The organism is Lelliottia jeotgali (assembly GCF_977070485.1).
The window spans coordinates 230,734-255,232 of record NZ_CDRVFO010000008.1 but is presented as its reverse complement, the minus strand read 5'-3'; the positions used below and the strand labels follow the sequence as shown (position 1 = coordinate 255,232).

Sequence of the window (24,499 nt, the reverse complement as noted above, 5' to 3'; positions counted from 1 at the left end):
AGTCTTGGAAGACCTGAACGAGGATTGGCAATGACCGACGGTTTTTCCCAACGTACACCCCAGCAGGCCCTGGCGGCCCTGCTGGAGCGTTTCACCCCGCAACGTCTGCTGCTGGTAGGCACGCGCTTTCCTGCCTTGGATGCGTTTGCCCAAGCACACCCGCAGGTGACGATCGAGACCTGCCAGCCAGGCGCGCTTGCAGCGCATGTTGCCGCACAGCGCTTCGACCTGGCATTGCTGGTGGATTGCCTGGAGCACTTGCCCAAACGCGCTGGCCTGGAACTGCTTGGCGGCATCCGCAACCTCAACGCCAGCCGTGTCGCCGTGCTGGCCGACCTGCGCGCCTGTGGCTGGCAGGAGACCGATTTTTTTGCCCTGGCCCTGTCGGCCAGCGAGAAATTCCGCCGCGACGAGCAGGTCTTGAGCCTGTTCACCTATGATCTACATGACTACAAGCAGGTCCCCGACTGGCTCAACGCCAGGTTCTGGGCCAACCCTGAAAACTTCGGCAAGTACTGGTGGTGATGAATGAGTGTCTCGGTTTGCCCTTGTGGCAGCGGTAACCTGCTGGACGCCTGCTGCGGGCACTACCACGCCGGCACCCCGGCCCCGGATGCCCAGGCACTGATGCGCTCGCGCTACAGCGCCTACGTGCTCGGCCTGATCGATTACCTGGTAGCTACCACCTTGCCAGCCCAGCAGGCTGGCCTGGATCGTAACGCAATTGCGGCCTGGAGCGCCCAGAGCACCTGGCTTGGCCTGGAGGTGGAGAACGCCGAGGTGCTCGGTGGCCAGCCTGAACATGCCTTTGTCACGTTCACTGCGCGCTGGCACGATCTGGAGGGTGATCACCAGCACCGCGAGCGCTCCGCCTTCGTGCAGCATGACGGGCGCTGGTACTTCATCGACCCGACCGTCGAACTCAAGGCTGGCCGCAACGACCCCTGCCCCTGCAACAGCGGTCAGAAATTCAAGAAGTGCTGCGCCAGTTATTGGGGCAACCGAGCGTGATCGCCCTGGCCCGCCTGTTCCTGCTCAGCGCTCTGCTGACGTTGCTGGCGGGCTGCGCGATATGGGGTGACGATGACTGGCGCGCCCCGCAGGTGCACCTGGTCAAGGTCGAAACAGTCAAGGCACGCTTGCTGGAGCAGGAGTTCGTCTTGCACCTGCGTGTCGACAACCCCAATGACAGCCGCCTGTTCATTCGTAACCTGGCTTATTCGGTCTGGCTCAACGACCTGATGCTGGTGGAGGATCAGGCCAGTGTCTGGCGCAGCGTCGGCGGACATGCCCGGCGCACCTTCAAGATCACCGCGCGGACCAATCTTTGGCGCCAGCTCAAGCCGTTGGCCAAACTGCTCAAGAGCGAGCAGCCGCTGCACTACCGCCTGCAGGGCGAGCTCGAGACCGGGCTGCTTATCCACCGGGACCTGCACTTATCGCGCAGTGGTGAGATAATCCCCGGTGATTTCATACCGGAGTAACCCTGCAATGACTCAACAACCCCATGTTCATGGCCCCGACTGCAACCACGGACACGATCATCACCACGATCACGACCACGGCCATGTGCACGGCCCGCATTGCAATCACGGCCATCAGGAGCCGGTTCGCAATGCGTTGAAAGACGTCGGCCGCAACGACCCGTGCCCGTGTGGCAGCGAGAAGAAATTCAAGAAGTGCCACGGGGCCTGATCAAGCCGTAAACGGCAAGCTTCAAGCTGCAGGAAAAAGCAGGCCCGCACCTCATGCAGCTTGAAGCTACCGACCGCTGGTAAATAAAGCTTCACGGCACCTTGCACGGCGCCTGCGCGCTCACTACCTTAGCGCCATTCAAACCCCGCCACGCCTTGCAGGAGCCCTTGTCATGGCCGCCCCCGTCCTTCCTCCCTTCCGCCCGCGGTTCGCCACCGCTGCCACCCTGCTTGGCATGCTCGGGCTTGCCGGTTGCCAGATGGGCGGCTATCAGGACAGTGTGCCACCGACAACAGGCGTGCAGCCGCTCAAAGGCCTGGCGCAGAATGTTTCGGTACGCCGCAACGCCATGGGCGCACCGTTGATTGAAAGCAGTAGCTTCCATGATGCACTGTTCAGCCTCGGCTACGTCCACGCCGGCGACCGTATCGAGCAAATGCTCGCCATGCGCCTGCTGGCCCAGGGCCGCCTGGCGGAACTGGCTGGAAGCGAGGCGCTGGACATCGACCGCCTGATGCGCGCCGCCAACCTCAAGCACAGCGCCACCCAGCTGTACGCCGATGCTTCGCCCCGGCTCAAGCGCTTCTTCGAGGTCTACGCCCGCGGGGTCAACGCCTACCTGTTCCGCTACCGCGAAAAACTGCCGGGCAACCTCGCCAGCAGTGGCTACCGCCCGGAATACTGGAAGCCCGAAGATTCGGCGCTGATCTTCAGCCTGTATGCCTTCAGCCAGTCGGTGAACCTGCAGGAAGAACTCAGCGCCCTGACCCTGGCGCAAAAGGTCGGCAGCGATAAGCTGCCTTGGCTGCTGCCTGGCGCGCCAGACGAACCCCTTGCTGAAGCTGAGGCGGAAAAGCTGAAGGGTCTGAACCTGAGCAGCCAACTGCCGGGCCTGACTGCGCTGGCAGCCGCCAGCCAGAAACTCGCCGACCTCAACCTGCTCGGCAACCCCGGGTCGGCCAACCTGGCCCTGGGCCCGCAACGCAGCCGCAGCGGCAAAAGCCTGTTGGCCAGCGACAGCCGCGCAGCCTGGGCCCTGAGCCCGGTGCAGATCCACACCAGTAAGTACCAGGTTGCGGGCCTGTCGTTGCCAGGCCTTCCCATCGTCCTGGCCGGCTACAACGGCAAGCTGGCGTGGAGCAGCAGCGCGGTAATGGCCGACAACCAGGACCTGTTCCTTGAACGGCTGCGCCATCAGGGCAGCCAGGTCAGCTACCTGGCCGACGGCAAGTGGTTACCCGCTCGCGCACGCAGCGAAACCTTCTTCGTCCGTGGCCAACGCCCGCTGCGCGAAGTGATGTACGACACACGCCATGGCACCCTGCTCGCCCAGACCGGCAGCCCCAGCCTTGGTCTGGCCCTTAACTTACCGCAGCCCAAGGCTGATCGCAGCCTGGATGCGCTGTTCGACCTGACCCGAGCGCAAACTGTGGAACGCGCGTTTGACAGCACCCGCGAGGTCGCGGTTGCCGCACTCAACTTCGTGTTTGCCGAACCTGAGCATATTGGCTGGCAGGTCAGTGGCCGCTACCCGAACCGCCGTGAGGGCCAGGGCCTGCTGCCATCCCCGGGCTGGGAGGGTCGCTACGACTGGGACGGTTACGCCGACCCGATGCTGCACCCCTACGACCAGGACCCGCCGGCCGGCTGGATCGCCCATGCCAACCAGCGCAGCTTGCCACGCGGCTACGGCATGCAGCTGTCCAACACCTGGTATTACCCCGAACGCGCCGAACGCCTGGGCGAGCTGGCCGACAATGGCCGTCACGACAGCCGCAGCCTGATGGCCCTGCAGAACGACCAACAGACACCCATGGCCGACAAGCTCAAGCAGATGTTCGACGCCCCTGGCATGGCCCAACCGCTCAAGCAAGCGATCGACACCCTGCCAGCCGCCCAGCGCGACAAGGCCCGCGACGCGCTGGCCCGCCTCAAGGCGTTCGATGGCCGCCTGAGCCCGGTATCAGCGGATGCCGCGCTGTATGAACTGTTCCTCCAGGAAGTGGCGCGCCAGACCTTCCTCGACGACCTCGGCCCGCAATCCAGCACTGCCTGGCAGGCGTTCGTCAGCAATGCGCGCCTGTCTTACTCGGCCCAGGCCGACCATCTGCTTGGCCGCGAAGACAGCCCGTTCTGGGATGACCGCACCACCGCGCAGAAGGAAGACAAACCGGCCATCCTGGCCCGGAGTCTGGCCGCTGCCGTGGATGCTGGTACAACCCAGCTAGGTACCGACCGCCGCGCCTGGCAATGGGGCAAATTGCACCAATATCGTTGGCCTGCCCCTGCTTACCACGGCCTGGGCGATGTGCTCAGCAGATCGCCACAGGCGGCTGGCGGTGACTTCAGCACCCTTGCCCTGACGCCTTATGCGTGGGGCAGCGATTTCGACACCCGCCTGCCGGCCTCGGCACGCATGATCGTCGACTTTGGCCAGGCAGAACCACTACAGGTACTGACCAGTACTGGACAATCCGGTAACCCGGCCAGTGCCCATTACAGCGATGGGCTCGATGCCTGGTTCAAGGGTCGGTTCATGAGCCTGCCAATACAGCCGCAGCATTTTACCCGGGCCTATGGCAACCAGCGGCTGACCCTGGTACCAGGACGATAGGTCCAGGGTTTCCATCTGCATCCCTTCAGCCTCGGCGCTTAGCATCCTTTCTTGCCGCGCTCGCTCAGACAGCGAGTGCGGTCAACCCATCAAAAAAGGATGTTCAGCATGAGCAAAGAAACCCTCACGATCGAAGTATCCTGGCCTGCATCGCTGGCCGTGCCGGAGGGCAGCACCATTGATATTCAGCTGTGGGTCGGTAACGACAAGGCAGGCTACAGCATGATCGACGGCGATTTCTCGACGCCAGCAAACGCGTCGCCAGCCACCCTCGAAATCGCTTACGACAGTGAAGACCTGCAGAGCCACGACGGCACCACCACCTGGGACTACTTCCATACCTCCCCACGGCTGGTGCATGGCGGCTTCATCAAGAACATCGCCTACGCCGAAAAAATCAGCGTGGCGCAGACCAAAGGCGCGGCCTGGAAAATGGCCCTGCGCTGAATAGCCCGCAGCCAGCCCTGACGTGCAGGGCTGGCTGCCAACACCACGCGAACTTCCACACCCCGCTGATGCTCTGAGCCTGTAAGCCCTCTTGCCAGGCATCACCATGGATCTCGTCATCGCCCGCCCCGAAGGCCTGTACTGCCCGCCCGGTGATTTTTACATCGACCCTTGGCGGCCCGTTGAGCGCGCCATCATCACCCACGGCCATGGCGATCATGCCCGTCGTGGCAACACTCATTACCTGACCGCCGCCCCGGGGGCCGGCATCCTGCGCAGCCGCCTGGGCCAGGATATCGACCTACTGGCCCTGCCCTACGGCGAGCGTATCCGCCACCACGGCGTCACCCTGAGCCTGCACCCGGCCGGGCACGTACTGGGCTCGGCACAGGTGCGCCTGGAACATGAGGGCGAAGTCTGGGTTGCCTCCGGGGACTACAAAGTCGAGCCGGATGGCACCTGTGCTCCGTTCGAGCCGGTGCGCTGTCACACATTCATCACCGAGTCGACCTTCGGCCTGCCCATCTACCGCTGGCCCAGCCAGGCAGAGGTATTTGCGGGGGTGAATGAATGGTGGCGGGCCAATCGCGACCAAGGCAGGGCCAGCGTGCTGTTCTGCTATGCCTTCGGCAAGGCCCAACGAATACTTCATGGCCTGGATCCGAGCATCGGGCCGATCCTGGTACATGGCGCAGTAGAGCCGCTGAACCAGGTATACCGAGAGGGCGGAGTACACCTGCCACAAACCCTTTATGCCGGTGATATTCCCCGTAATGACCCGCTCATTCGCCAGGCCATCGTGTTGGCGCCCCCCTCTGCCGCCGGCAGCAGCTGGATGCGTCGCTTCGGCGATTACAGCGATGCCTTCGCCAGTGGCTGGATGCTGCTGCGCGGCACGCGACGCCGGCGCGGCGTAGACCGCGGCTTCGTCCTCTCCGACCATGCAGACTGGCCTGGGCTGCTATGGGCCATTGACCAGACCGGTGCCGAGCGGGTCATGGTCACCCACGGTTCGGTCAACGTGCTGGTACGCTACCTCAGCGAGCGTGGCCTCGATGCCCGTGCGTTCGTTACCGAGTACGGTGACGAAGACGACACACCAGCAACGGAGGCTGAGGCATGAAGGCCTTTGCCCAGCTCTACCTGCGCCTGGATGCCACCACCTCCAGCAATGCCAAACTGCAAGCATTGCGCGACTACTTTGCCGCAGCCCCCGCCGAGGATGCCGCCTGGGCTGTCTATTTCCTCTCCGGTGGCCGACCACGGCAGTTGGTGCCCACCCGGGTGCTACGCGAACTGGCAACGGCATTGGCCGGACTGCCGGGCTGGTTATTCGACGAAAGCTATCAGGCCGTGGGCGACCTGGCGGAGACCATCTCTCTGTTGCTGCCTGAAAACCAGCAAGGTAGCAAGAGCGGGCTGGCCCATTGGGTCGAAACCCATATGCTCCCACTGCGTGGGCTGCCCGCCGAAGAGGTCCAGCAGCGCCTGCCGCCACTGTGGGCAGAGTTGGATCGCCCCAGCCTGATGCTGTGCCTGAAGCTGATCACCGGCAGCTTTCGCGTGGGCGTGTCCAAGCTGCTGGTCACCCGGGCACTGGCGCAGCTGGCCGGGCTGGATGCCAAACGCATAGCTCAGCGCCTGGTCGGCTATACCGACATCAGCCATCGCCCGACAGCCAACAGTTACCACAAGCTGATCGCCGCTGAATCGGCCGATGAGCATAGCCAACGTGGTGGCCAACCTTACCCGTTCTTCCTGGCGCATGCCCTGCAGGCCCCCCTCGAACAGTTCGACGCCCTGCTCGGCCCGCCCAGCGCCTGGCAGATCGAATGGAAGTGGGATGGCATCCGCGCACAAGTGGTCAAGCGCGATGGCCAGGTGTGGGTGTGGTCACGCGGCGAAGAGCTGGTCACCGACCGCTTCCCGGAGCTGCACAGCCTGGCGCAGAACCTTCCCGACGGCGTCGTGCTCGACGGTGAGATCCTGGTCTGGAAGCCTGATTCGGGCAACGACCAGACACTGGCCGTACAACCTTTCGCGCTACTGCAGCAGCGCATTGGCCGCAAGACGCTGGGCAAGAAGCTGCTGGCCGATGCTCCGGTGGTACTACAGGCCTACGACTTGTTGGAGTGGCAAGGTGAGGACTGGCGTAATCACCCCCAACATGAGCGACGCCAGCAATTGCAGCGTCTCGTCGAAGACTACCCCTTAGCCCCAATACTGCTATCGCCTCTGCTCGAAGGGAAGGATTGGCACGCGCTTGCCATCCAGCGCGAACGATCACGCAGCCTGGGCGTCGAGGGCCTGATGCTCAAGCAGCGCGATGCGTTGTACGGGGTGGGCCGGACCAAGGACATGGGGGTGTGGTGGAAGTGGAAGATCGACCCATTCAGCGTGGATGCGGTGCTGATCTATGCCCAGCGCGGCCACGGCCGGCGTGCCAGTCTTTACAGTGACTACACCTTCGCGGTCTGGAACGCGCCACCAGGCGCCCCCGAGCGTGCCTTGGTACCTTTTGCCAAGGCCTACTCGGGCCTGAGCGATGAAGAAATGCGCAAGGTCGATGCAATCATTCGCAAGACCACGGTTGAGACCTTCGGACCGGTGCGCAGCGTCCAGCCAACGCTGGTGTTCGAACTGGGGTTCGAGGGCATCGCCCTGTCAAAACGGCACAAGAGCGGGATAGCCGTGCGCTTTCCGCGCATGCTGCGCTGGCGCCTGGATAAACCTGTGGAGGAGGCCGATGACCTGGCGACCTTGCAGGCGCTGCTCGCCTGAAGAAGTCAACACGGTGAAGCATACTGGCTAAAATTATGCTTCTATCTTTGTGCCGACCCGTGTCGCAGAACGTTTTCGCCACGCAGCCAGGACCACCATGCACCATTCGACACACGACCTGCTCTCGCCCGTACCAGGCATCATTCGCCAACTCCACAGCTTCCACTTCGGCCCGCGCGGTGGCGCCAAGGTGTACATACAGGCCTCGCTGCATGCCGATGAGTTGCCCGGCATGCTGGTCGCCTGGCACCTCAAGCGTCGCCTGGCCGAACTGGAGCAGCAAGGGCGCCTGCGCCGCGAAATCGTCCTGGTGCCGGTGGCCAACCCGGTAGGCCTGGAGCAAGTGATGCTGGACGCACCGCTGGGTCGTTTCGAATTACAGAGCGGCGAGAACTTCAACCGCAACTTCGTCGACCTTTCCGACACCATAGGCGATCAGGTAGAGGGCCATCTGACCCAGGACGCCGACCACAACCTTGAATTGATTCGCGAATACCTGCGCCGTGGCCTGGACGCACATCCGGCACACACCCCCCTGCAGTCCCAGCGCCTGACCCTGCAGCGGCTGGCCTGCGATGCCGACCTGATCCTGGACCTGCACTGCGACTTCGAGGCGGTAGAACACCTCTACACCACCCCGGAAGCCTGGCCTCAGGTCGAGCCGCTGGCTCGCTACCTGGGTGCGCAGGCCAGTTTGCTGGCCACCGACTCAGGCGGGCAGTCGTTCGACGAATGCTTCAGCCTGGTCTGGTGGCAGTTGCAGCAACGCTTCGGCAAGCGTTTCCCGATCCCTTTGGGTAGCGTGTCGGTAACTGTCGAGTTGCGCGGTCAGGCCGATGTCAGCCATGACCTGGCCAGCCATGACTGCCAGGCGATCCTCGATTACCTGATTCACGCCGGAGTAATCGAAGGCCCAGCAGTGCCCTTGCCACCCCTGCCCCGGGCTGCGACCCCGTTGGCCGCCGTTGAGCCGATATCGGCCCCGCTGGGCGGGCTGCTGGTGTATCACGCCCGCCCCGGTCAGTATCTGGAAGCCGGGCAACTGGTCGCTGAAGTCATCGACCCGCTCAGCGACCGGGTGACTGCCGTGCACAACCGTCAGCCTGGTCTGCTGTATGCCCGCAGCGTTCGGCGCATGGCCACGACGGGCATGGTCATCGCACATGTCGCCGGTGAACAGGTGTGTCGCAGCGGCTACCTGCTGGCCAACTGACCCAGTAAAACCAAACCACCGGGCCGGTGGTCAGTAGAAGCACAACCTTCGAAGGACCCGACGGCCCCATGCCAAGCCCTCCTGACATCGCCAATGCCTGGTTTCGCATGCGCGGCTGGAAGCCCTTCGCCTTCCAGCGCCAAGCCTGGGCAGCAGTCGGACGTGGCGAATCGGGGCTGCTACATGCCAGTACCGGCGCAGGCAAGACCTACGCACTCTGGCTGGCCGCACTGCGCACCTTCGCCAAGCCGGGCGCAGGGCGGCAGCCGGCGCCATTGCAGGTCTTGTGGATTACCCCCATGCGCGCGCTGGCGGCCGACACTGCACGTGCATTGCAAGCTCCGCTGGACGACCTTGGCCTGAACTGGAGTGTCGGCGTGCGCAGCGGCGACACTGGCAGCGCCGAGCGCGCCCGGCAGGCCCGGCGCCTGCCGAGTACATTGATCACCACACCCGAGAGCCTGACCCTGCTATTGACGCGGGCGAAAGCCTGCGATGATTTCGCCAGCCTGCGCATGGTCGTGGTGGATGAATGGCACGAACTGCTCGGCAACAAACGCGGCGTACAGCTGCAATTGGCCCTCGCACGCTTGCGTCGCTGGCATCCGCAGCTAGTGACCTGGGGGCTATCTGCCACCTTGGGCAACCTGCCGCATGCGCTCGAGGTACTGGTGCCCAAGGGCGGCCGACTGATAAAGGGCCGCCAGGACAAGCGTCTGGTCGTCGACACACTCCTGCCCGATGCCATCGAACGTTTTCCCTGGGCCGGGCACATGGGGCTGAAGATGCTCGCTCAGGTTGCCCGTGAGCTCGACACCAGCGCCAGCAGCCTGGTATTCACCAACACCCGTGCCCAAGCCGAACTGTGGTACCAGGCCCTGCTGGACGCCCGTCCCGACTGGGCTGGGCAGATTGCCCTGCACCACGCCTCGCTGGCCCGCGCAACCCGCGACTGGGTGGAACTGAGCCTCAAGCAGGGCACGCTCAAGGCAGTGATCTGTACCTCCAGCCTGGACCTGGGTGTGGACTTTTTGCCTGTGGAACGGGTGTTGCAAATTGGCTCGGCCAAGGGCGTCGCCCGCCTGATGCAACGGGCCGGGCGCTCCGGGCACGCCCCGGGGCGCCAGTCACGGGTCACCCTGGTGCCGACTCACAGCCTGGAGCTGGTCGAGGCAGCAGCCGCTCGCAGTGCACTTACGGCGGGCCATATCGAGGCCCGTCGCTCCCCGCGGCTGTGCATGGATGTGCTGGTCCAGCACCTGGTCAGCATGGCGTTGGGCTGCGGCTTTCGCCCCGCTGAGCTACTCACCGAGGTACGCAGCACATGGGCTTTCTGCGATTTGCGCGACAGCCAGTGGCAGTGGGCACTGGACTTTGTTTGCCACGGCGGCAGCTCGCTCAGTGCCTACCCCGATTACCAGCGCGTCGAGGCCCACAGCGATGGCGTATGGCGGGTCGTCAGCGAGCGCTTGGCGCGGCGCCACCGCATGGGCATCGGCACCATCGTCAGCGACGCCAGCCTGCAGCTCAAGTATTGGAGCAAAGGCGGCGGCGGCAAGCATCTGGGCAGTGTCGAGGAAGCGTTTATCGCCCGCCTGCGTCCAGGCGACACCCTGGTATTCGCGGGCCGGATACTGGAGCTTGTGAGGGTGGAAAACATGACCGCCTATGTACGCCGAAGCAACGCCCGCAAAGCCGCCGTAGCCCGCTGGAATGGCGGGCGCATGCCGCTATCCAGCGAACTGGCCGATGCCCTGGTGGAAAAACTCGACGCCGCAGCCCGCGGCCATTTCGACGATCCGGAAATGCGCACGGTGCGGCCCTTGCTCGCACTCCAAGGCCAGTGGTCGGCCTTGCCTACCACGCAGACGCTGCTGGCCGAAACCCTTGTCACACGCCAAGGTTCACACTTGTTTGTCTACCCGTTTGCCGGGCGCATGGCCAATCTTGGTCTGGCCAACCTGATTGCCTGGCGGGTCAGCCGCAACCAGCCGCTATCGGTATCCATTGCCGTCAGCGACTACGGCTTCGAACTGCTTAGTCCAACCCCTGTCGACTGGGCAAGGTACCTGCCCGCAGCGATGTCCACCGAGCACTTGCTGGAAGATGTACTGGCCAGCCTGAACGCTAGTGAGATGGCCTTGCGGCGCTTTCGCGAAATCGCGCAGATCTCGGGGCTGGTGTTCGGCGGATACCCGGGCGCGCAGAAAAGCACCCGGCAGATCCAGGCTTCCAGCGGGCTGTTCTACGAGGTGTTTCGCAAGCATGACGCCGATAACCTACTGCTTGGCCAGGCGCGGGATGAGGTGCTGCGTGAGGAACTGGAGATCGAACGCTTGCAAGATCAACTGGCCAAGATGAGCAGGCTGCGCCTGAATGTGCGTGAACTGCAACGGCCCGGGCCACTGGCTTTCACGCTACTGGTCGAGGGCATGCGTGAGACCCTGACCACAGAGAAACTGGCCGATCGCATTGCGCGCATGGTCGCGGACCTTGAAAAAGCAGCGAGCAGGAAGGCATGAGTACGCACATCGCCATCGAGCATTGCGGGCAAACACTGTGGTTGATGCCGGACCGCGCGCTGTATTGGCCTGCCCGCCGCGCATTGCTGATCGCTGACGTGCATATCGGCAAAGCCGCCAGTTACCGCGCGCTGCATCAACCCGTGCCGCACGGCACCACCGAAACCACGCTCAAGCGCCTGGACGCCCTGCTGGCAGCCTGTGAGTGCGAGCAATTGATCATTCTTGGCGACTTCCTGCACGCCCGAACAGCACACGCGCCTGCCACGATGGCTCAGTTACAGGCCTGGAGAGAACAGCACGGCAGTTTGCGCATCGTGCTGGTACGCGGCAACCATGACCGCCATGCCGGTGATCCACCAGCCCAACTGGATGTTGAGGTTGAGGAAGAACCTTGGCTGTTGGCACCGTTCGCGCTCCAGCACGAACCGGTCGCCCACCCAGATCACCCCGTGCTCTGCGGCCATGTGCACCCGGTATTCATCCTGCGCGGCCGCGCTCGCCAGCGGCTCAGGCTGCCCTGCTTCGTGATGGACCAGCAAGTCAGCCTGTTACCGGCGTTCGGTGAGTTCACCGGGGGATGGGATGTCGAACCCAGGCAAGAGAGTCGCATCTACCTTGCGGGCACAGATCAAGTCTGGGCCCTGCAAGTCTGATCTCATCAAGCGTTCATGCCACCGGCGCAGGCGGAGGCTCGTCGGGCAGGGTTGGCTCCCCCGGTTCCATGGGCGGCGTGTCGCCAGGTTGGGCCGGTTGTGGGGTGTCCGGGTCGGGCTGACCTGGTACGCCACCCAGATGCATCGGAGCAGGATGGGCCAGCAGGGACCACGCCAGCAAGCCGATCTGGTTGGGCTGCAGGACAGCCAGCTTGGCACTGATTGCGGGATCGAGTTTCATGGGCAACTCCTGCCGAGGGCCGTCACACTTCATGCATGGCGGCACTGTTCACTAGCTTGGAGTACCAGAGCGAAAACTAATTCCCCGCGCTCGTCGGCTCAGGTGCGTGGCAGGGTGACGCCGCGCTGCCCCTGATACTTGCCGCCACGGTCTTTGTAAGACACTTCGCATTCTTCATCGGATTCGAGGAAGAGCATCTGCGCCACGCCTTCGTTGGCGTAGATCTTGGCCGGCAAGGTGGTGGTGTTGGAGAACTCCAGTGTCACATGACCTTCCCACTCTGGCTCGAGCGGGGTGACGTTGACGATGATGCCGCAACGGGCATAGGTGCTCTTGCCCAGACAGATGGTCAGGACGTTGCGCGGAATGCGGAAGTATTCGACGGTGCGGGCCAGGGCAAAGGAGTTCGGCGGGATGATGCAGACATCGCTCTTGACGTCGACGAAGCTGCCGGCGTCAAAGTTCTTCGGGTCGACGGTGGCCGAATTGATGTTGGTGAACACCTTGAATTCGTCGGCGCAGCGCACGTCGTAACCGTAGCTGGAGACGCCGAACGAGATCACCCGGCTGTCGTGCTCGCCGCGCACCTGGCGCTCGACGAACGGTTCGATCATGCCGTGTTCCTGCGCCATGCGGCGAATCCACTTGTCCGATTTGATGCTCATGGCGGGGGTGTCCTGAGAGTTGCGAGGTGAAAAAACGAGAAGCGCATATTACCGGTCCCGGCGCTCAGGTTAAAGTTCCATGCCGCATCCCGCGTCAGATGGGGCTTGGCGTCCGCCGCCGATCTGAATTTCATCAAAGGCCATCTTGGTGATTGGCAGGTTGCGGAAAGTGGGTTAAGGTGACACCACTGTGCTGCACGTGACACCGAGAATCTCTAGTTTGATGCACGATCCTGATCGGCCCAACGCTGAATTTTCTGCTCTCTTTGCGCTCAGTCCCGGGCAGGGTTTTTCCTGACCGTTATCAACTTTGTCCAAGGAGACAGAAAAATGTCCAACCGTCAAAACGGTACTGTTAAGTGGTTCAACGACGAGAAAGGCTACGGCTTCATCACCCCTCAGTCGGGTGACGATCTGTTCGTACATTTCAAAGCCATCCAAGCTGACGGCTTCAAAACCCTGAAAGAAGGCCAGGCTGTTACTTTCGTCGCTACCCGCGGCCAGAAAGGCATGCAGGCTGAAGAAGTTCAAATCGCCTAAGTCGATTTAGCTTCCTCGCTTTCAAAAAAACCCGCCTTCCGGCGGGTTTTTTTATGGCCGCTTGCAGGAGCGGCCTTGCGGGACCGGTCGGAAAGGGCCGCAAAGCGGCCCCGGCATTTCATGCGGCGGGCCATGTCGCCCTTGGAGCTGCACCATCGCCAACATGCAGGCTGCGCAGGCTCCCACCACTTATTCAATCCTCGCTGATGGTAATGCTCGGCATTGCCGGTGCTGCCGCTTCCTGCAGCACGATCCGCGCGCCAACCTGACGGGCGAGCTCTTGGTAAACCATGGCGATCTGGCTTTCCGGCTCGGCAATCGCCGTCGGCTTGCCGCTGTCAGCCTGCTCACGGATCAACATCGACAATGGTAGCGAGGCCAGCAATTCAACGCCGTACTGCGCAGCCAGCTTTTCGCCACCGCCTTCACCGAACAAATGTTCGGCATGGCCGCAGTTCGAGCAGATGTGCACCGCCATGTTCTCCACCACGCCGAGCACCGGGATGTTGACCTTGCGGAACATCTCCACACCCTTTTTGGCATCCAGCAGCGCCAGGTCCTGCGGCGTGGTGACGATCACAGAACCTGCGACCGGCACCTTCTGCGCCAGGGTCAGCTGGATATCACCGGTTCCAGGCGGCATGTCGATCACCAGGTAATCGAGGTCATCCCAGGCCGTCTGGGTCACCAGTTGCAGCAGCGCGCCGGACACCATCGGGCCACGCCAGACCATCGGCGTGTTGTCGTCGGTGAGGAACGCCATCGACATGACCTCCACGCCGTGCGCCTTGATCGGTACAAACCATTTCTGCTCGCGGATCTGCGGGCGCGTTCCTTCAGCGATACCGAACATCACCCCTTGGCTTGGGCCGTAGATATCCGCATCGAGAATGCCCACCCTCGCACCTTCGCGAGCCAGGGCCAGCGCCAGGTTGGCGGCCGTGGTCGACTTACCGACGCCCCCCTTGCCTGAGGCCACCGCAATGACGTTCTTGACGTTGGCCATGGCCGGCACCTGGGCCTGCGCCTTGTGCGCGGCGACCATGCAGTCGATCGTTACCTGGGCCGAGCTGACACCGTCAAGGTTCTCGATCGCGGTCTGCAGGACCTGCGCCCAGCCATTTTTGAACAAGCCGGCGGCATACCCCAGTTGCAGCTGCACAGCGACCTGCCCACCCTTGATGTCGATGGCACGCACACAGCCGGCGCTGACCGGGTCCTGGTTCAGATAAGGGTCGGTGTACTGACGAAGCACGCCTTCGACGGCGGCACGGGTGACGGCACTCATGGAGGCTCCCATTGGCATACGATTAGTCGAACAGGCGCCTATCCTAACCCGTCAATCGTCAGCCGTTGCGTCCATGGGGTGAAATATATTCGCCAGCCCTTTATAGTGGCCGATCACCTTCAATTTACCCCGAGCCAGATAAGTAGCCGAGCCACCATGTCCGAGCCACGTCAGATTCTCGTCACCAGCGCCCTGCCCTATGCCAATGGGTCCATCCACCTTGGCCATATGCTCGAGTACATCCAGACGGATATGTGGGTACGTTTCCAGAAATTGCGCGGCAACCAGTGCATCTACGTCTGCGCCGATGACGCCCACGGTTCGGCCATCATGCTGCGCGCCGAAAAAGAAGGCATTACCCCCGAACAACTGATCGCCAACGTGCAGGCCGAGCACAGCAGCGACTTCGCCGATTTCCTGGTGGATTTCGACAATTTCCACTCCACCCACAGCGAAGAAAACCGCGAGCTCTCCAGCCTGATCTACTCGCGTTTGCGCGACGCCGGTCACATTGCCACACGCTCAGTCACCCAGTACTTCGACCCTGAAAAGGGCATGTTCCTGGCCGACCGCTTCATCAAGGGCACTTGCCCCAAGTGCGCGGCCGAAGACCAGTACGGCGACAACTGCGAGAAATGTGGCGCCACCTACGCCCCGACCGAACTGAAAAACCCGAAGTCGGCCATCTCCGGTGCCACCCCGGTGCTGCGCGACTCGCAGCATTTCTTCTTCAAGCTGCCGGACTTCCAGGCCATGCTGCAGCAGTGGACCCGCAGCGGCACCTTGCAGGATGCGGTGGCCAACAAGCTCGCCGAATGGCTGGACTCCGGGCTGCAGGAGTGGGACATCTCGCGTGATGCGCCGTACTTCGGTTTCGAGATCCCGGGCGAGCCTGGCAAGTACTTCTACGTCTGGCTGGATGCGCCGATCGGCTACATGGCCAGCTTCAAGAACCTGTGCGCGCGCCGCCCGGAGCTGGACTTCGATGCGTTCTGGAACAAAGACTCCAAGGCCGAGCTGTACCATTTCATCGGCAAGGACATCGTCAACTTCCATGCCCTGTTCTGGCCAGCCATGCTCGAAGGCGCGGGCCTGCGCAAGCCGACAGCGGTCAACGTGCACGGCTACCTGACCGTCAACGGCGCGAAGATGTCGAAATCGCGCGGCACCTTCATCAAGGCCCGCACCTACCTGGATCACCTGCAGCCTGAATACCTACGCTACTACTACGCCGCCAAGCTCGGGCGCGGCGTCGATGACCTCGACCTGAACCTTGAGGACTTCGTGCAAAAGGTCAACTCAGACCTGGTCGGCAAAGTGGTCAACATCGCCAGCCGCTGCGCAGGCTTCATCCACAAAGGTAATGATGGAGTGATGGTTGCCGGCGACGCAGCCCCGGAGCTGACCGAGGCATTTCTGGCTGCTGCCCCGGGCATCGCCGAAGCCTACGAGGCCCGCGACTTTGGCCGTGCCATGCGCGAGATCATGGCCCTGGCTGACCGTGCCAATGCCTGGATCGCCGACAAAGCCCCCTGGTCGCTGGCCAAGCAGGAAGGCAAGCAGGACGAAGTACAGGCGATCTGCGCCCAGGGCATCAACTTGTTCCGCCAACTGATGATCTTCCTCAAACCGGTACTGCCGGTACTGGCTGCAGACGCCGAAGCATTCCTGAATGTCGCGCCGCTGACCTGGAGCGACCACCTTTCGCGCCTGGAAAACCACAAGCTCAACCCGTTCAAGCCCCTGATGAGCCGTATCGAACCGGCCAGGGTCGAGGCCATGATTGCCGCCAGCAAGGAAGACCTGCTGGCAGCCGAAGGCCAGGCCCAGGCGCCGGTCGGCAATGGCGAGCTGGCCAAGGACCCGCTGTCAGCAGAGATCGAATTCGACACCTTCGCTGCCGTCGACCTGCGCGTGGCGCTGATCGTCAAGGCCGAAGCGGTGCCGGGTGCCGACAAGCTGCTGCAACTGACCCTGGATATCGGTGACGAACAGCGCAATGTGTTCTCGGGCATCAAGTCGGCCTACCCCGATCCATCCAGGCTCGAAGGCCGCCTGACCATGATGGTTGCCAACCTCAAGCCACGGAAGATGCGCTTTGGTGTTTCCGAAGGCATGGTCATGGCAGCAGGCCCTGGCGGTGAAGAAATCTACCTGCTCAGCCCTGACAGTGGCGCAAAGCCAGGCCAGCGTATCAAGTAACCTCCCTCAGCCCCGGCCTCACCGCCGGGGCTTTTTCATCCCCCTTGCGCATTGCCGACAGCGCAGGCGATTCACGGCTATCGTCATTTGCATGAACGACTATGTCCTGATTCTGATCAGCGCCGCACTGGTCAGCCACCTGCTTTTGCAAGAACAGGCTGCCTCCCGGCTGCGCGTACATGTGTGCGGCCTGGCCTGCGCGTTGTCGATAATGCTGGCAGTCACCGGCGGCCAACTGCTCGAACACCTGATCGTGGCACCTTGGCAACTGCAGGACCTGCGCATGTTCCTGCTGCTGCCCTGGCAGGGGCTACTCGCGTGGGGCATCCCTCAGACGCTTGCCAGGCTGCGGCCGGAGTGGCCCACGCAGAGCCTCACGTGGCCGATACTGGGGAATGCCATGGTACTGGGCCTGACACTTCAGGTAATAGGTGAACAGGGTAAATGGCTGGCCACGCTGAGCTGGGGTGTTCTGGCCGGGCTTGGCTTCTGGCTGGCCCTGGAGTTGTTTGACGACCTCAGTCAGCGCAGCGGACACGCACAGGTGCCAGAAGCACTGCGCGGCCTACCCATCGCGCTGCTTGGTGCCGGTGTGATGGTTATGGCGCTCTCTGGCCTCAACGGAATATTCACGCAATGAGCCGGAACACGGCATCACCTGACCCGCGCCTGCGCGATGCCATGGGCCTGGTCCTGTTGGCCTGCCTGCCTGGCCTGGCGACTTCGTTCTGGCTGCTGGGTTGGGGCCTGCTCTGGAGCTTGGGGCTATGCGCATTCACTGCTGCTTGCTGCGAGGCGGCGGCACTGGCATTGCGCAAACAACCGGTCACAGCAGCACTAAGCGATGGTAGCGCCTTGGTCACCGCAGTGCTCCTGGCCCTCGCCCTGCCCACTGGGGCGCCCTGGTGGTTGCCGATGATCGCAGCAGGGATTGCCATAGGCCTGGGCAAGCAAGCCTTCGGTGGGGCCGGCCGTAACGTGTTCAACCCGGCGATGGTTGGGTACGCCTTTGTGCTGCTGAGCTTCCCATTGCAGATGAACCACTGGCCGGCGCAAGCGCCAGGCTTCAGCGATAGCCTGCAGTTGGTCTTTGCCAATGGCGAGCAGATCGATGCGTGGGCTGGACCTACCGTACTCGACGGCCTCAGGCACAACCATAGCCTGACCATAGATGAGCTGTTCGCCAGCCACCCAGGCTTCGGCAACTTTGGCGGCCACGGCGTCGAATGGGTCAATCTGGCGTTCCTGTCGGGTGGGCTATTTCTGTTGCAGCGCAAGGTGTTCAGTTGGCACGCGCCTGCAGGTTTGCTGGCGGGATTGTTTCTGTTCAGCCTGCTGGCCTGGAATGGCTCCGGCTCGGATTCCAATGGCTCACCGCTGCTGCACCTGCTCAGCGGCTCGACCATGCTGGCGGCATTTTTCATCGCCACGGAACCTGTTTCCGGCCCAAAGACCGATGTAGCCAGACTGCTGTTCGGGCTGAGCGCAGGGGCCTTGATCTACCTGATCCGGACTTGGGGTAGTTACCCCGACGGTACCGCTTTCGCCATCCTGCTGATGAACCTTGCGGTACCCTTTCTGGACCGTCTAGCCTTGAGGTATCGGCAGGTGAGGCCATGAGGCGCTCTGTGCGCAGCGCATTGCTACTGCTGGTAGTGGGCAGCCTGGCACTGGCGAGCACGCTGGCCTGGCAACGCTGGACCCGCGCCCCTATCGCCGAGGCCGAGCAACAGTTTTACGCACGCCAGTTTCTCTCGGTGCTGGCACCCCAGAGCTATGACAATCAGCCACTGAGCACCCCTGTGTCACTCCCCGCAGAGCAGCCGCCGCATAGCCGCATCATGGCCGCCTACCGTGCCAACCGCGGCACGACCGCCGTAGCCATTGTCCTGGTTAGCCAGGTACAGGGGTACGCCGCACCAATCCGGTTGACCATTGCCATAAGTGCGCAAGGTCGACTGATCGGCACGCAAGTGATCGAACAACAGGAAAGCCCCGGGCTGGGAGGACGCATCAGCGACCCACAAGTTAACTGGCTCGCGCAATTCGCCAACCGTCGCCTGGAGGATCGCTGGGCAATCAAGCGCGACCAGGGTGATTTCGACCAACTGGCCGGCGCGACGGTCACTTCGCGTGCGGTGATCGAGGCACAACAGGATGCCCTGCGCTACTTCGACCAACATCGCGCACTTCTGCTCGGAACACTCACCCATGACTAGGTTCTGGCTGCTGGTGGCAGGCCTTGCGCCTGTCCTCGGCGCCACACGCACGCTCACACAAGCCGCCGCCATCGGCGCCAGCATGCTGGTGCTAACAGTGCTTCACCAAGCCTTGCTGTCTCTTGTGCGCCCAAGGCTTGGCGGCGCCCTGTACACGCTGGCAAGCCTGTTACTGCTAGCGGCCCTTGCCAGCTGCCTGCAGATGGCATTGCGGGCCTGGGCGTTGCCGCTTGCCCTGGCGCTGGGTTACTTCCCGGTGCTGATTTGCCTGCAGTGCCTGGTTACAGACCACCTGTTGGTAGACAAGGACCGCTGGCGTCAACTTTGCCTACAGATGACCGGCCTGCTGGGCCTGTGCCTGTTGCTCGGCGTTATTCGTCAGTGGCTGACCGAGGGGCTGGGCATACCGCTGGCCAGTCTTGCTCCCGGCGTATTGATACTGCTCGGCGTGCTGCTGGCCTTGTACAATCGTCTACGCCCGGGCCCCGCCCCCTCACGTCGTCAAGGAAAGCGTTGACCCCATGAATGCCGCAAAACGCCTGGAGATCTTTCGCAGGCTGCACGAAGACAATCCCGACCCCAAGACAGAGCTGGCTTACACCACCCCTTTCGAATTACTCGTGGCCGTGACACTGTCGGCACAGTCCACCGACGTCGGCGTCAACAAGGCCACTGCCCGCCTGTTCCCCGTCGCTAACACCCCACACGCCATCCACGCACTCGGGGTAGAAGGCCTGAGCGAGTACATCAAGACCATCGGGCTGTATAACAGCAAGGCCAGGAATGTGATCGAAGCCTGTCGCTTGCTGATCGAACGGCATGGAGGCGAAGTTCCGCAAAACCGTGAAGCGCTAGAGGCACTGCCCGGTGTTGGCCGCAAGACCGCCAACGTGGTGCTCAATACAGCCTTCCGCCAGCCCACCATGGCGGTCGACACGCATATTTTCAGGGTCAGCAATCGCACCGGTATCGCACCGGGCAAGACGGTACTGGAAGTCGAGAAAAAACTGCTCAAGTTCGTACCCAAGGATTATCTGCTCGATGCCCATCACTGGCTCATCCTGCATGGGCGTTACGTATGCCAGGCACGCAAGCCACGTTGCGGCAGTTGCCGGATCGAGGATCTGTGCGAGTTCAAGCAGAAGACCTCGGACGATTGATTCAATAGCGACTTAATGCACGTCCCGATTGAAAAAATCTTTTTTACCAAACTTCGCTTTCTCGCTATAAGGACGGCCAACGGCCCCTTGGCTTGGAGCGACTCATGAGTACCGATAAAGACGAACTGTCGATCGAAGAAGACTTTGCCACAGCTGAAGAAGACACCGAACCTCTGGTTGAAACCGCAAAGACCAACCTGAGCAAGCGTCGCACCATTGACAACCTCCTCGAAGAGCGGCGCCTCCAACGGCAACTCGCTGATTTCGACTACGACCTGTAACGACTGCCAGAAGCCTCCCGCAAGGAGGCTATCTGTATTGAGGGTCACGTAAGGCCATGCCGCCGGGCCAATTCGATCAAGTCCACCAACGAGTGGGCATTAAGCTTGAGCAGCAGGCGGGTCTTGTAGGTACTGACCGTCTTGTTGCTTAGGAACATGCTGTCCGCTATCTCCTTGTTGGACCTGCCCCGCGCCAGCTGCTGTAGCACCATCATTTCGCGTGCCGACAGGCGATCGACCATCTCCGTCTCGCTGGCTCCCCCAACCCGGCCGCGCGACTTGTGCAATGCCTGGTTGGGAAAATAACTGTAACCAGACAGCACAGCTTTGATCGCACTAAGCAGCTCGGTGAGCTCCTGTTGCTTGCACACGTACCCAGAAGCCCCTGCCTGCATGCAACGCATCGAGAAATGCCCCGGCGCCTGCGAGGTAAGCACCAGCACCCGACTGCCCGGGCTTGCCGAAGCCATACGGGCAATGACTTCCAACCCATCGAGCTTGGGAATGCCAATATCCAGCACCACGATATCGGGCAGGTACTCCCTGGTTAGCTGCAAAGCTGCCACGCCGTTGTCGGTTTCCGCGACCACATCGTATCCATGCCGCTCCATCAGCATGCGCACTGCCAAGCGTATGACAGGATGATCATCCACGATAAGGACTTTATTCATGCGATATCCATTCATTCATTATTTGCTTTGACGACGCGCCACAATAACCGAGCAGCAAGCATTGTGGCGCGCCCATTTCCCGCGCAAACACATGAATAGATGAACCTTACGTCGGTTTAGGAATTTTCCTACAACACGCAACTAATCATCCAATATGAATACCTGATTAGCCGCAGAAGCGCATTCCCACTTCCTCAAAACAGAGATAAAGATCTGCAGAAATCAAAAAATAATCCAATAGCCAAATAAAATCAGTTTCAGACATGCCGGGATCAATTTCACCCCCCGGAAACGGTGCATAATTTGGTTGAGCGGCTCGGTAGGGTATTGATTGGAAAAACGCAGGAGGCCAACATCATGGCTGCAAACCAACCCACCGCCCCAATGACGATCATCGCCATCTTTGCAGGCATCATCGAGGCCTCTGCACTGGCGACACTTCCGTTTCTCAGCGAAAAAAGCCAGAGCCTCTATACCTGGTTTTTAGTGGGCTTTCCGTTTTTTCTGACAGGCCTATTTTTCCTGACGCTCAACTTCAACTACAAATCACTTTACAAACCCGAAAGCACTTCCGGTGACGGTGCAACCAGTACGCCGCAGCCAACAACTACTGTTTTACCTGTTACCGTCCCGTCGGCCGGCCCCGTGCAAAACGCTCGACAACCATCATCCGAAGCAGAACCTGTAACTGTCATGCTCTCGGGCCCTGATGCGCAAAGAATGATCGAGCAACATGTAATGAGGACGCTTGCACAACCTCAAATTACAGGGGGCACCTGGATATACTGCAATCTGGACAAGCAGCAGTGTTTTCGCGTGTCGGTCTGTGAGTTACCGGAAAACGCGACACATCTGAGGAATTAACCGGCACACGATCTTGCAGACACCGGAAAACTTTTTCACGGATTTTCGGGCAGGTGGGTATTGGGAAGCGCATACAAAAACCCCGGCCAGAGCCGGGGTTCATGCAATACGCTTGAAGGCTTAGAGCAACGCGCGGCCTTTGTTGGCAGCGATACGCATGCGCAGTGCATTGAGCTTGATGAAGCCCGCAGCATCGGCCTGGTTGTAGGCGCCGCCATCTTCTTCAAAGGTCGCGATGTTGGCATCGAACAGCGAGTCGTCCGACTTGCGGCCGACTACGGTGACATTGCCCTTGTACAGTTTCAGGCGCACAACGCCGTTCACGTTGACCTGCGAAGCGTCGATCATCTGCTGAAGCATCAGGCGCTCCGGGCTCCACCAGTAGCCGGTGTAGATCAGGCTGGCGTACTTGGGCATCAGCTCGTCTTTCAGGTGAGCGACTTCGCGGTCCAGGGTGATCGACTCGATGGCACGGTGAGCCCTGAGCATGATGGTACCGCCGGGTGTCTCGTAGCAACCGCGCGACTTCATGCCCACATAACGGTTTTCGACGATGTCCAGACGGCCGATACCGTTCGCACCGCCAATGCGGTTCAGGTCTGCCAGGACAGTGGCCGGGCTCTTCTCCACGCCATCGATGGCGACGATGTCACCATTGCGGTAGGTCAGTTCGATGTAGGTCGCCTGGTCCGGAGCATTCTCCGGCGAGACGCTCCAGCGCCACATGTCTTCTTCGTGCTCGGTCCAGGTATCTTCCAGCACACCGCCTTCGTAGGAGATATGCAGCAGGTTGGCATCCATCGAGTACGGCGACTTCTTCTTGCCGTGACGCTCGATCGGGATACCGTGCTTCTCGGCGTAGTCCATCAGCTTCTCGCGGGACAGCAGGTCCCACTCACGCCATGGGGCGATGACCTTGACGCCCGGCTTCAGTGCATAGGCACCCAGCTCGAAACGAACCTGGTCGTTGCCTTTGCCGGTGGCGCCGTGAGAAATGGCGTCAGCGCCGGTTTCGTTGGCGATTTCGATCAGGCGCTTGGCGATCAGCGGACGGGCGATGGAAGTACCCAGCAGGTACTCGCCTTCGTAGACGGTGTTGGCGCGGAACATCGGGAAGACGAAGTCACGCACGAATTCTTCACGCAGGTCGTCGATGTAGATCTCTTTGACGCCCATTGCCTGGGCTTTGGCGCGAGCCGGCTCGACTTCTTCGCCCTGACCCAGGTCAGCGGTGAACGTTACCACTTCGCAGTCGTAGGTATCCTGCAGCCACTTGAGAATCACCGAAGTATCAAGGCCGCCGGAATACGCCAGTACGACCTTTTTTACGTCCGCCATGCCATTACTCCACGGGGTTGTACGGAAAGGGATCGATTCTACCGGCGTTGCGGATAAATTTACAGTGGGGCGACAGCTTCTGACGACAAAGCGACAGTAACTGTCAAAGGGGCGACGCTCTGCAGCTTCAGGAAGACTTAGCGGCAGACGGCACAGGAGCTGCGCTAGCGGGGCCTGGCGCCGGCACCGTAGCGGGTGCGGTTGTGGGGGCCGGGTGCTGGGCAGGTTGGGCCGCAGGCTTCTCGATCGGCGCGACACGATCCAGTTCGATATTGACGCGCCGGTTGCGTGCGCGGTTTGCGGCGCTGTTGTTCTTCGCCAGAGGATAACGTTCGCCATGGAAGCGCACGGTAATCTGCTCTTCCGGCACCCCATGGGCCTTGAGGTAATCAGCAACGGCCAACGCACGGCGCCGCGAAGTATCACGGTTGGTCAAACGATTGCCACTGTTGTCCGAGTGGCCATTGAGCTCGATATGGTTGACCGTCGGATCGGCCTGCAAGTAATCCAGGATCACATCCAGTCGCGCCCGCGCCGCGGCATCCAGGTCGATACCTCCCCCTGGGAACCCCACCTGCGTCTGACGCACCTGGTCGTAGTTCATCGCCAACATCTTGCCGGCACACGCCTGATAATCACTCCACGCCTTGGCAAAGCTCACCGGCAGCACACGTACTTCGATCGGTCGCCCCGCCTCCCCGGTGTAGCTTCGCACCACCGTACTGCGGCCATCGAGCAGCCCATTGATCAAGCGGCTGGCCTGGCTTTGGGATGAACTGAACAACACACCATTGCGCGCCAGCCGCACCGCCCCCAGGTTGATATCGCCACGCCCCGGCTGCCAAGGGGCCGCAGCCGCCAGCAGCGTGGCGGAACCTGCGCCCAGCACATTACTACCAGAACGCAGCTGGAACACTGGTTGTTCACCCGCCCGGCGCACGAACTCACCACTGCCGAAACCGTCGATCGGCTGAATCAGGCGGCATTCGAACTGATCACCCTCGACTTTCCAGGCGATGTTTTCCATGCGGGTCTGGAAGGTCAATGCACCGGCCGGCAGGCTGGCGAACAGGGTCAACAGGGCTAGGTAACGCTGGCGCAC

At 61.7% G+C, this 24,499-nt stretch carries 26 protein-coding genes; 20 read left to right on the top strand and 6 right to left on the bottom strand.

Features of this window, described 5'->3' with window-relative positions:
• Positions 1-30: 30 nt before the first annotated feature.
• From ACW4TB_RS14675 to pdeM, 11 genes are all read left to right on the top strand, one after another.
• Positions 31-525 carry a DUF6231 family protein gene (locus ACW4TB_RS14675; RefSeq protein ID WP_279929698.1) on the top strand — a complete coding sequence of 165 codons (495 nt, stop codon included), beginning with the start codon at positions 31-33 and terminating at the stop codon, positions 523-525.
• A gap of 3 nt (positions 526-528) precedes the next feature.
• Entirely contained in the window at positions 529-1,011 is a 483-nt protein-coding gene (locus tag ACW4TB_RS14670; RefSeq protein ID WP_012313057.1) for a YchJ family protein, read from the top strand.
• Positions 978-1,484 (top strand): LEA type 2 family protein, encoded by a 507-nt coding sequence (locus ACW4TB_RS14665; protein WP_455843001.1) that lies wholly within the window; start codon positions 978-980, stop codon positions 1,482-1,484. Before ACW4TB_RS14670 ends, ACW4TB_RS14665 begins: the two co-directional genes overlap by 34 nt.
• A 7-nt stretch (positions 1,485-1,491) precedes the next feature.
• A complete protein-coding gene (locus tag ACW4TB_RS14660; RefSeq protein ID WP_012313055.1) occupies positions 1,492-1,695 on the top strand; it encodes an SEC-C metal-binding domain-containing protein in 204 nt (67 codons plus the stop codon).
• 172 nt (positions 1,696-1,867) lie between these two features.
• Positions 1,868-4,309, top strand: coding sequence for a penicillin acylase family protein (locus tag ACW4TB_RS14655; protein ID WP_254467237.1), 2,442 nt, complete (start codon positions 1,868-1,870; stop codon positions 4,307-4,309).
• A 108-nt stretch (positions 4,310-4,417) separates the two neighbouring features.
• Positions 4,418-4,756: a hypothetical protein gene (locus ACW4TB_RS14650; protein WP_012313053.1), complete on the top strand. Its 339-nt coding sequence runs from the start codon at positions 4,418-4,420 to the stop codon at positions 4,754-4,756.
• Positions 4,757-4,862: 106 nt separating this feature from the next.
• Entirely contained in the window at positions 4,863-5,879 is a 1,017-nt protein-coding gene (locus ACW4TB_RS14645) for a ligase-associated DNA damage response exonuclease (protein WP_279929692.1), read from the top strand.
• On the top strand, positions 5,876-7,537 hold the full coding sequence (locus ACW4TB_RS14640; RefSeq protein WP_279929690.1) for an ATP-dependent DNA ligase: 1,662 nt from the start codon (positions 5,876-5,878) through the stop codon (positions 7,535-7,537). The genes ACW4TB_RS14645 and ACW4TB_RS14640 overlap by 4 nt, the downstream gene beginning before the upstream one ends.
• A 97-nt stretch (positions 7,538-7,634) precedes the next feature.
• On the top strand, positions 7,635-8,750 hold the full coding sequence (locus ACW4TB_RS14635) for a succinylglutamate desuccinylase/aspartoacylase family protein (RefSeq protein WP_254467234.1): 1,116 nt from the start codon (positions 7,635-7,637) through the stop codon (positions 8,748-8,750).
• A 68-nt stretch (positions 8,751-8,818) separates the two neighbouring features.
• Positions 8,819-11,272, top strand: a complete 2,454-nt coding sequence (locus tag ACW4TB_RS14630) for a ligase-associated DNA damage response DEXH box helicase (RefSeq protein ID WP_279929688.1) — start codon at positions 8,819-8,821, stop codon at positions 11,270-11,272.
• Positions 11,269-11,928, top strand: coding sequence for a ligase-associated DNA damage response endonuclease PdeM (gene pdeM, locus ACW4TB_RS14625; protein ID WP_254467232.1), 660 nt, complete (start codon positions 11,269-11,271; stop codon positions 11,926-11,928). The genes ACW4TB_RS14630 and pdeM overlap by 4 nt, the downstream gene beginning before the upstream one ends.
• Before the next feature lie 13 nt (positions 11,929-11,941).
• On the opposite strand, the gene ACW4TB_RS14620 is transcribed toward pdeM, so the two are convergent.
• Both ACW4TB_RS14620 and dcd read right to left on the bottom strand, forming a co-directional pair.
• Positions 11,942-12,169 carry a hypothetical protein gene (locus ACW4TB_RS14620; RefSeq protein WP_012313047.1) on the bottom strand — a complete coding sequence of 76 codons (228 nt, stop codon included), beginning with the start codon at positions 12,167-12,169 and terminating at the stop codon, positions 11,942-11,944.
• Between the two features lie 98 nt (positions 12,170-12,267).
• Positions 12,268-12,834 (bottom strand): dCTP deaminase, encoded by a 567-nt coding sequence (gene dcd / locus ACW4TB_RS14615; protein ID WP_012313046.1) that lies wholly within the window; start codon positions 12,832-12,834, stop codon positions 12,268-12,270.
• 330 nt (positions 12,835-13,164) lie between these two features.
• Between dcd and ACW4TB_RS14610 the strand changes: the two genes are divergently transcribed.
• The gene (locus tag ACW4TB_RS14610) at positions 13,165-13,374 is read left to right on the top strand and encodes a cold-shock protein (RefSeq protein WP_012273869.1); all 210 of its coding nucleotides are present in this window, start codon (positions 13,165-13,167) and stop codon (positions 13,372-13,374) included.
• Positions 13,375-13,567: 193 nt separating this feature from the next.
• On the opposite strand, the gene apbC is transcribed toward ACW4TB_RS14610, so the two are convergent.
• On the bottom strand, positions 13,568-14,662 hold the full coding sequence (gene apbC, locus ACW4TB_RS14605) for an iron-sulfur cluster carrier protein ApbC (protein ID WP_254467231.1): 1,095 nt from the start codon (positions 14,660-14,662) through the stop codon (positions 13,568-13,570).
• Positions 14,663-14,818: 156 nt separating this feature from the next.
• On the opposite strand from apbC, the gene metG reads away from it, so the two are divergent.
• From metG to ACW4TB_RS14570, 7 genes are all read left to right on the top strand, one after another.
• On the top strand, positions 14,819-16,864 hold the full coding sequence (gene metG / locus ACW4TB_RS14600) for a methionine--tRNA ligase (RefSeq protein WP_012313044.1): 2,046 nt from the start codon (positions 14,819-14,821) through the stop codon (positions 16,862-16,864).
• Between the two features lie 91 nt (positions 16,865-16,955).
• Positions 16,956-17,504, top strand: a complete 549-nt coding sequence (locus ACW4TB_RS14595; RefSeq protein WP_012313043.1) for an Rnf-Nqr domain containing protein — start codon at positions 16,956-16,958, stop codon at positions 17,502-17,504.
• Positions 17,501-18,484: an RnfABCDGE type electron transport complex subunit D gene (locus ACW4TB_RS14590; RefSeq protein WP_279929682.1), complete on the top strand. Its 984-nt coding sequence runs from the start codon at positions 17,501-17,503 to the stop codon at positions 18,482-18,484. Before ACW4TB_RS14595 ends, ACW4TB_RS14590 begins: the two co-directional genes overlap by 4 nt.
• Positions 18,481-19,083, top strand: a complete 603-nt coding sequence (locus ACW4TB_RS14585) for an RnfABCDGE type electron transport complex subunit G (RefSeq protein ID WP_254467227.1) — start codon at positions 18,481-18,483, stop codon at positions 19,081-19,083. The genes ACW4TB_RS14590 and ACW4TB_RS14585 overlap by 4 nt, the downstream gene beginning before the upstream one ends.
• Positions 19,076-19,600 (top strand): Rnf-Nqr domain containing protein, encoded by a 525-nt coding sequence (locus tag ACW4TB_RS14580; protein WP_012313040.1) that lies wholly within the window; start codon positions 19,076-19,078, stop codon positions 19,598-19,600. Before ACW4TB_RS14585 ends, ACW4TB_RS14580 begins: the two co-directional genes overlap by 8 nt.
• Positions 19,601-19,604: 4 nt before the next feature.
• Positions 19,605-20,243, top strand: coding sequence for an endonuclease III (gene nth, locus ACW4TB_RS14575; RefSeq protein WP_012313039.1), 639 nt, complete (start codon positions 19,605-19,607; stop codon positions 20,241-20,243).
• Between the two features lie 104 nt (positions 20,244-20,347).
• Positions 20,348-20,524, top strand: coding sequence for a PA3496 family putative envelope integrity protein (locus ACW4TB_RS14570; protein ID WP_012313038.1), 177 nt, complete (start codon positions 20,348-20,350; stop codon positions 20,522-20,524).
• Between the two features lie 44 nt (positions 20,525-20,568).
• On the opposite strand, the gene ACW4TB_RS14565 is transcribed toward ACW4TB_RS14570, so the two are convergent.
• Positions 20,569-21,195: a response regulator transcription factor gene (locus tag ACW4TB_RS14565; RefSeq protein WP_012313037.1), complete on the bottom strand. Its 627-nt coding sequence runs from the start codon at positions 21,193-21,195 to the stop codon at positions 20,569-20,571.
• A gap of 357 nt (positions 21,196-21,552) precedes the next feature.
• On the opposite strand from ACW4TB_RS14565, the gene ACW4TB_RS14560 reads away from it, so the two are divergent.
• Positions 21,553-22,059 carry a hypothetical protein gene (locus ACW4TB_RS14560; RefSeq protein ID WP_012313036.1) on the top strand — a complete coding sequence of 169 codons (507 nt, stop codon included), beginning with the start codon at positions 21,553-21,555 and terminating at the stop codon, positions 22,057-22,059.
• 120 nt (positions 22,060-22,179) lie between these two features.
• On the opposite strand, the gene ACW4TB_RS14555 is transcribed toward ACW4TB_RS14560, so the two are convergent.
• Together ACW4TB_RS14555 and ACW4TB_RS14550 are read right to left on the bottom strand one after the other, a co-directional pair.
• Positions 22,180-23,397: an argininosuccinate synthase gene (locus ACW4TB_RS14555; RefSeq protein ID WP_012313035.1), complete on the bottom strand. Its 1,218-nt coding sequence runs from the start codon at positions 23,395-23,397 to the stop codon at positions 22,180-22,182.
• A gap of 127 nt (positions 23,398-23,524) precedes the next feature.
• Entirely contained in the window at positions 23,525-24,499 is a 975-nt protein-coding gene (locus ACW4TB_RS14550) for a flagellar protein MotY (protein ID WP_012313034.1), read from the bottom strand.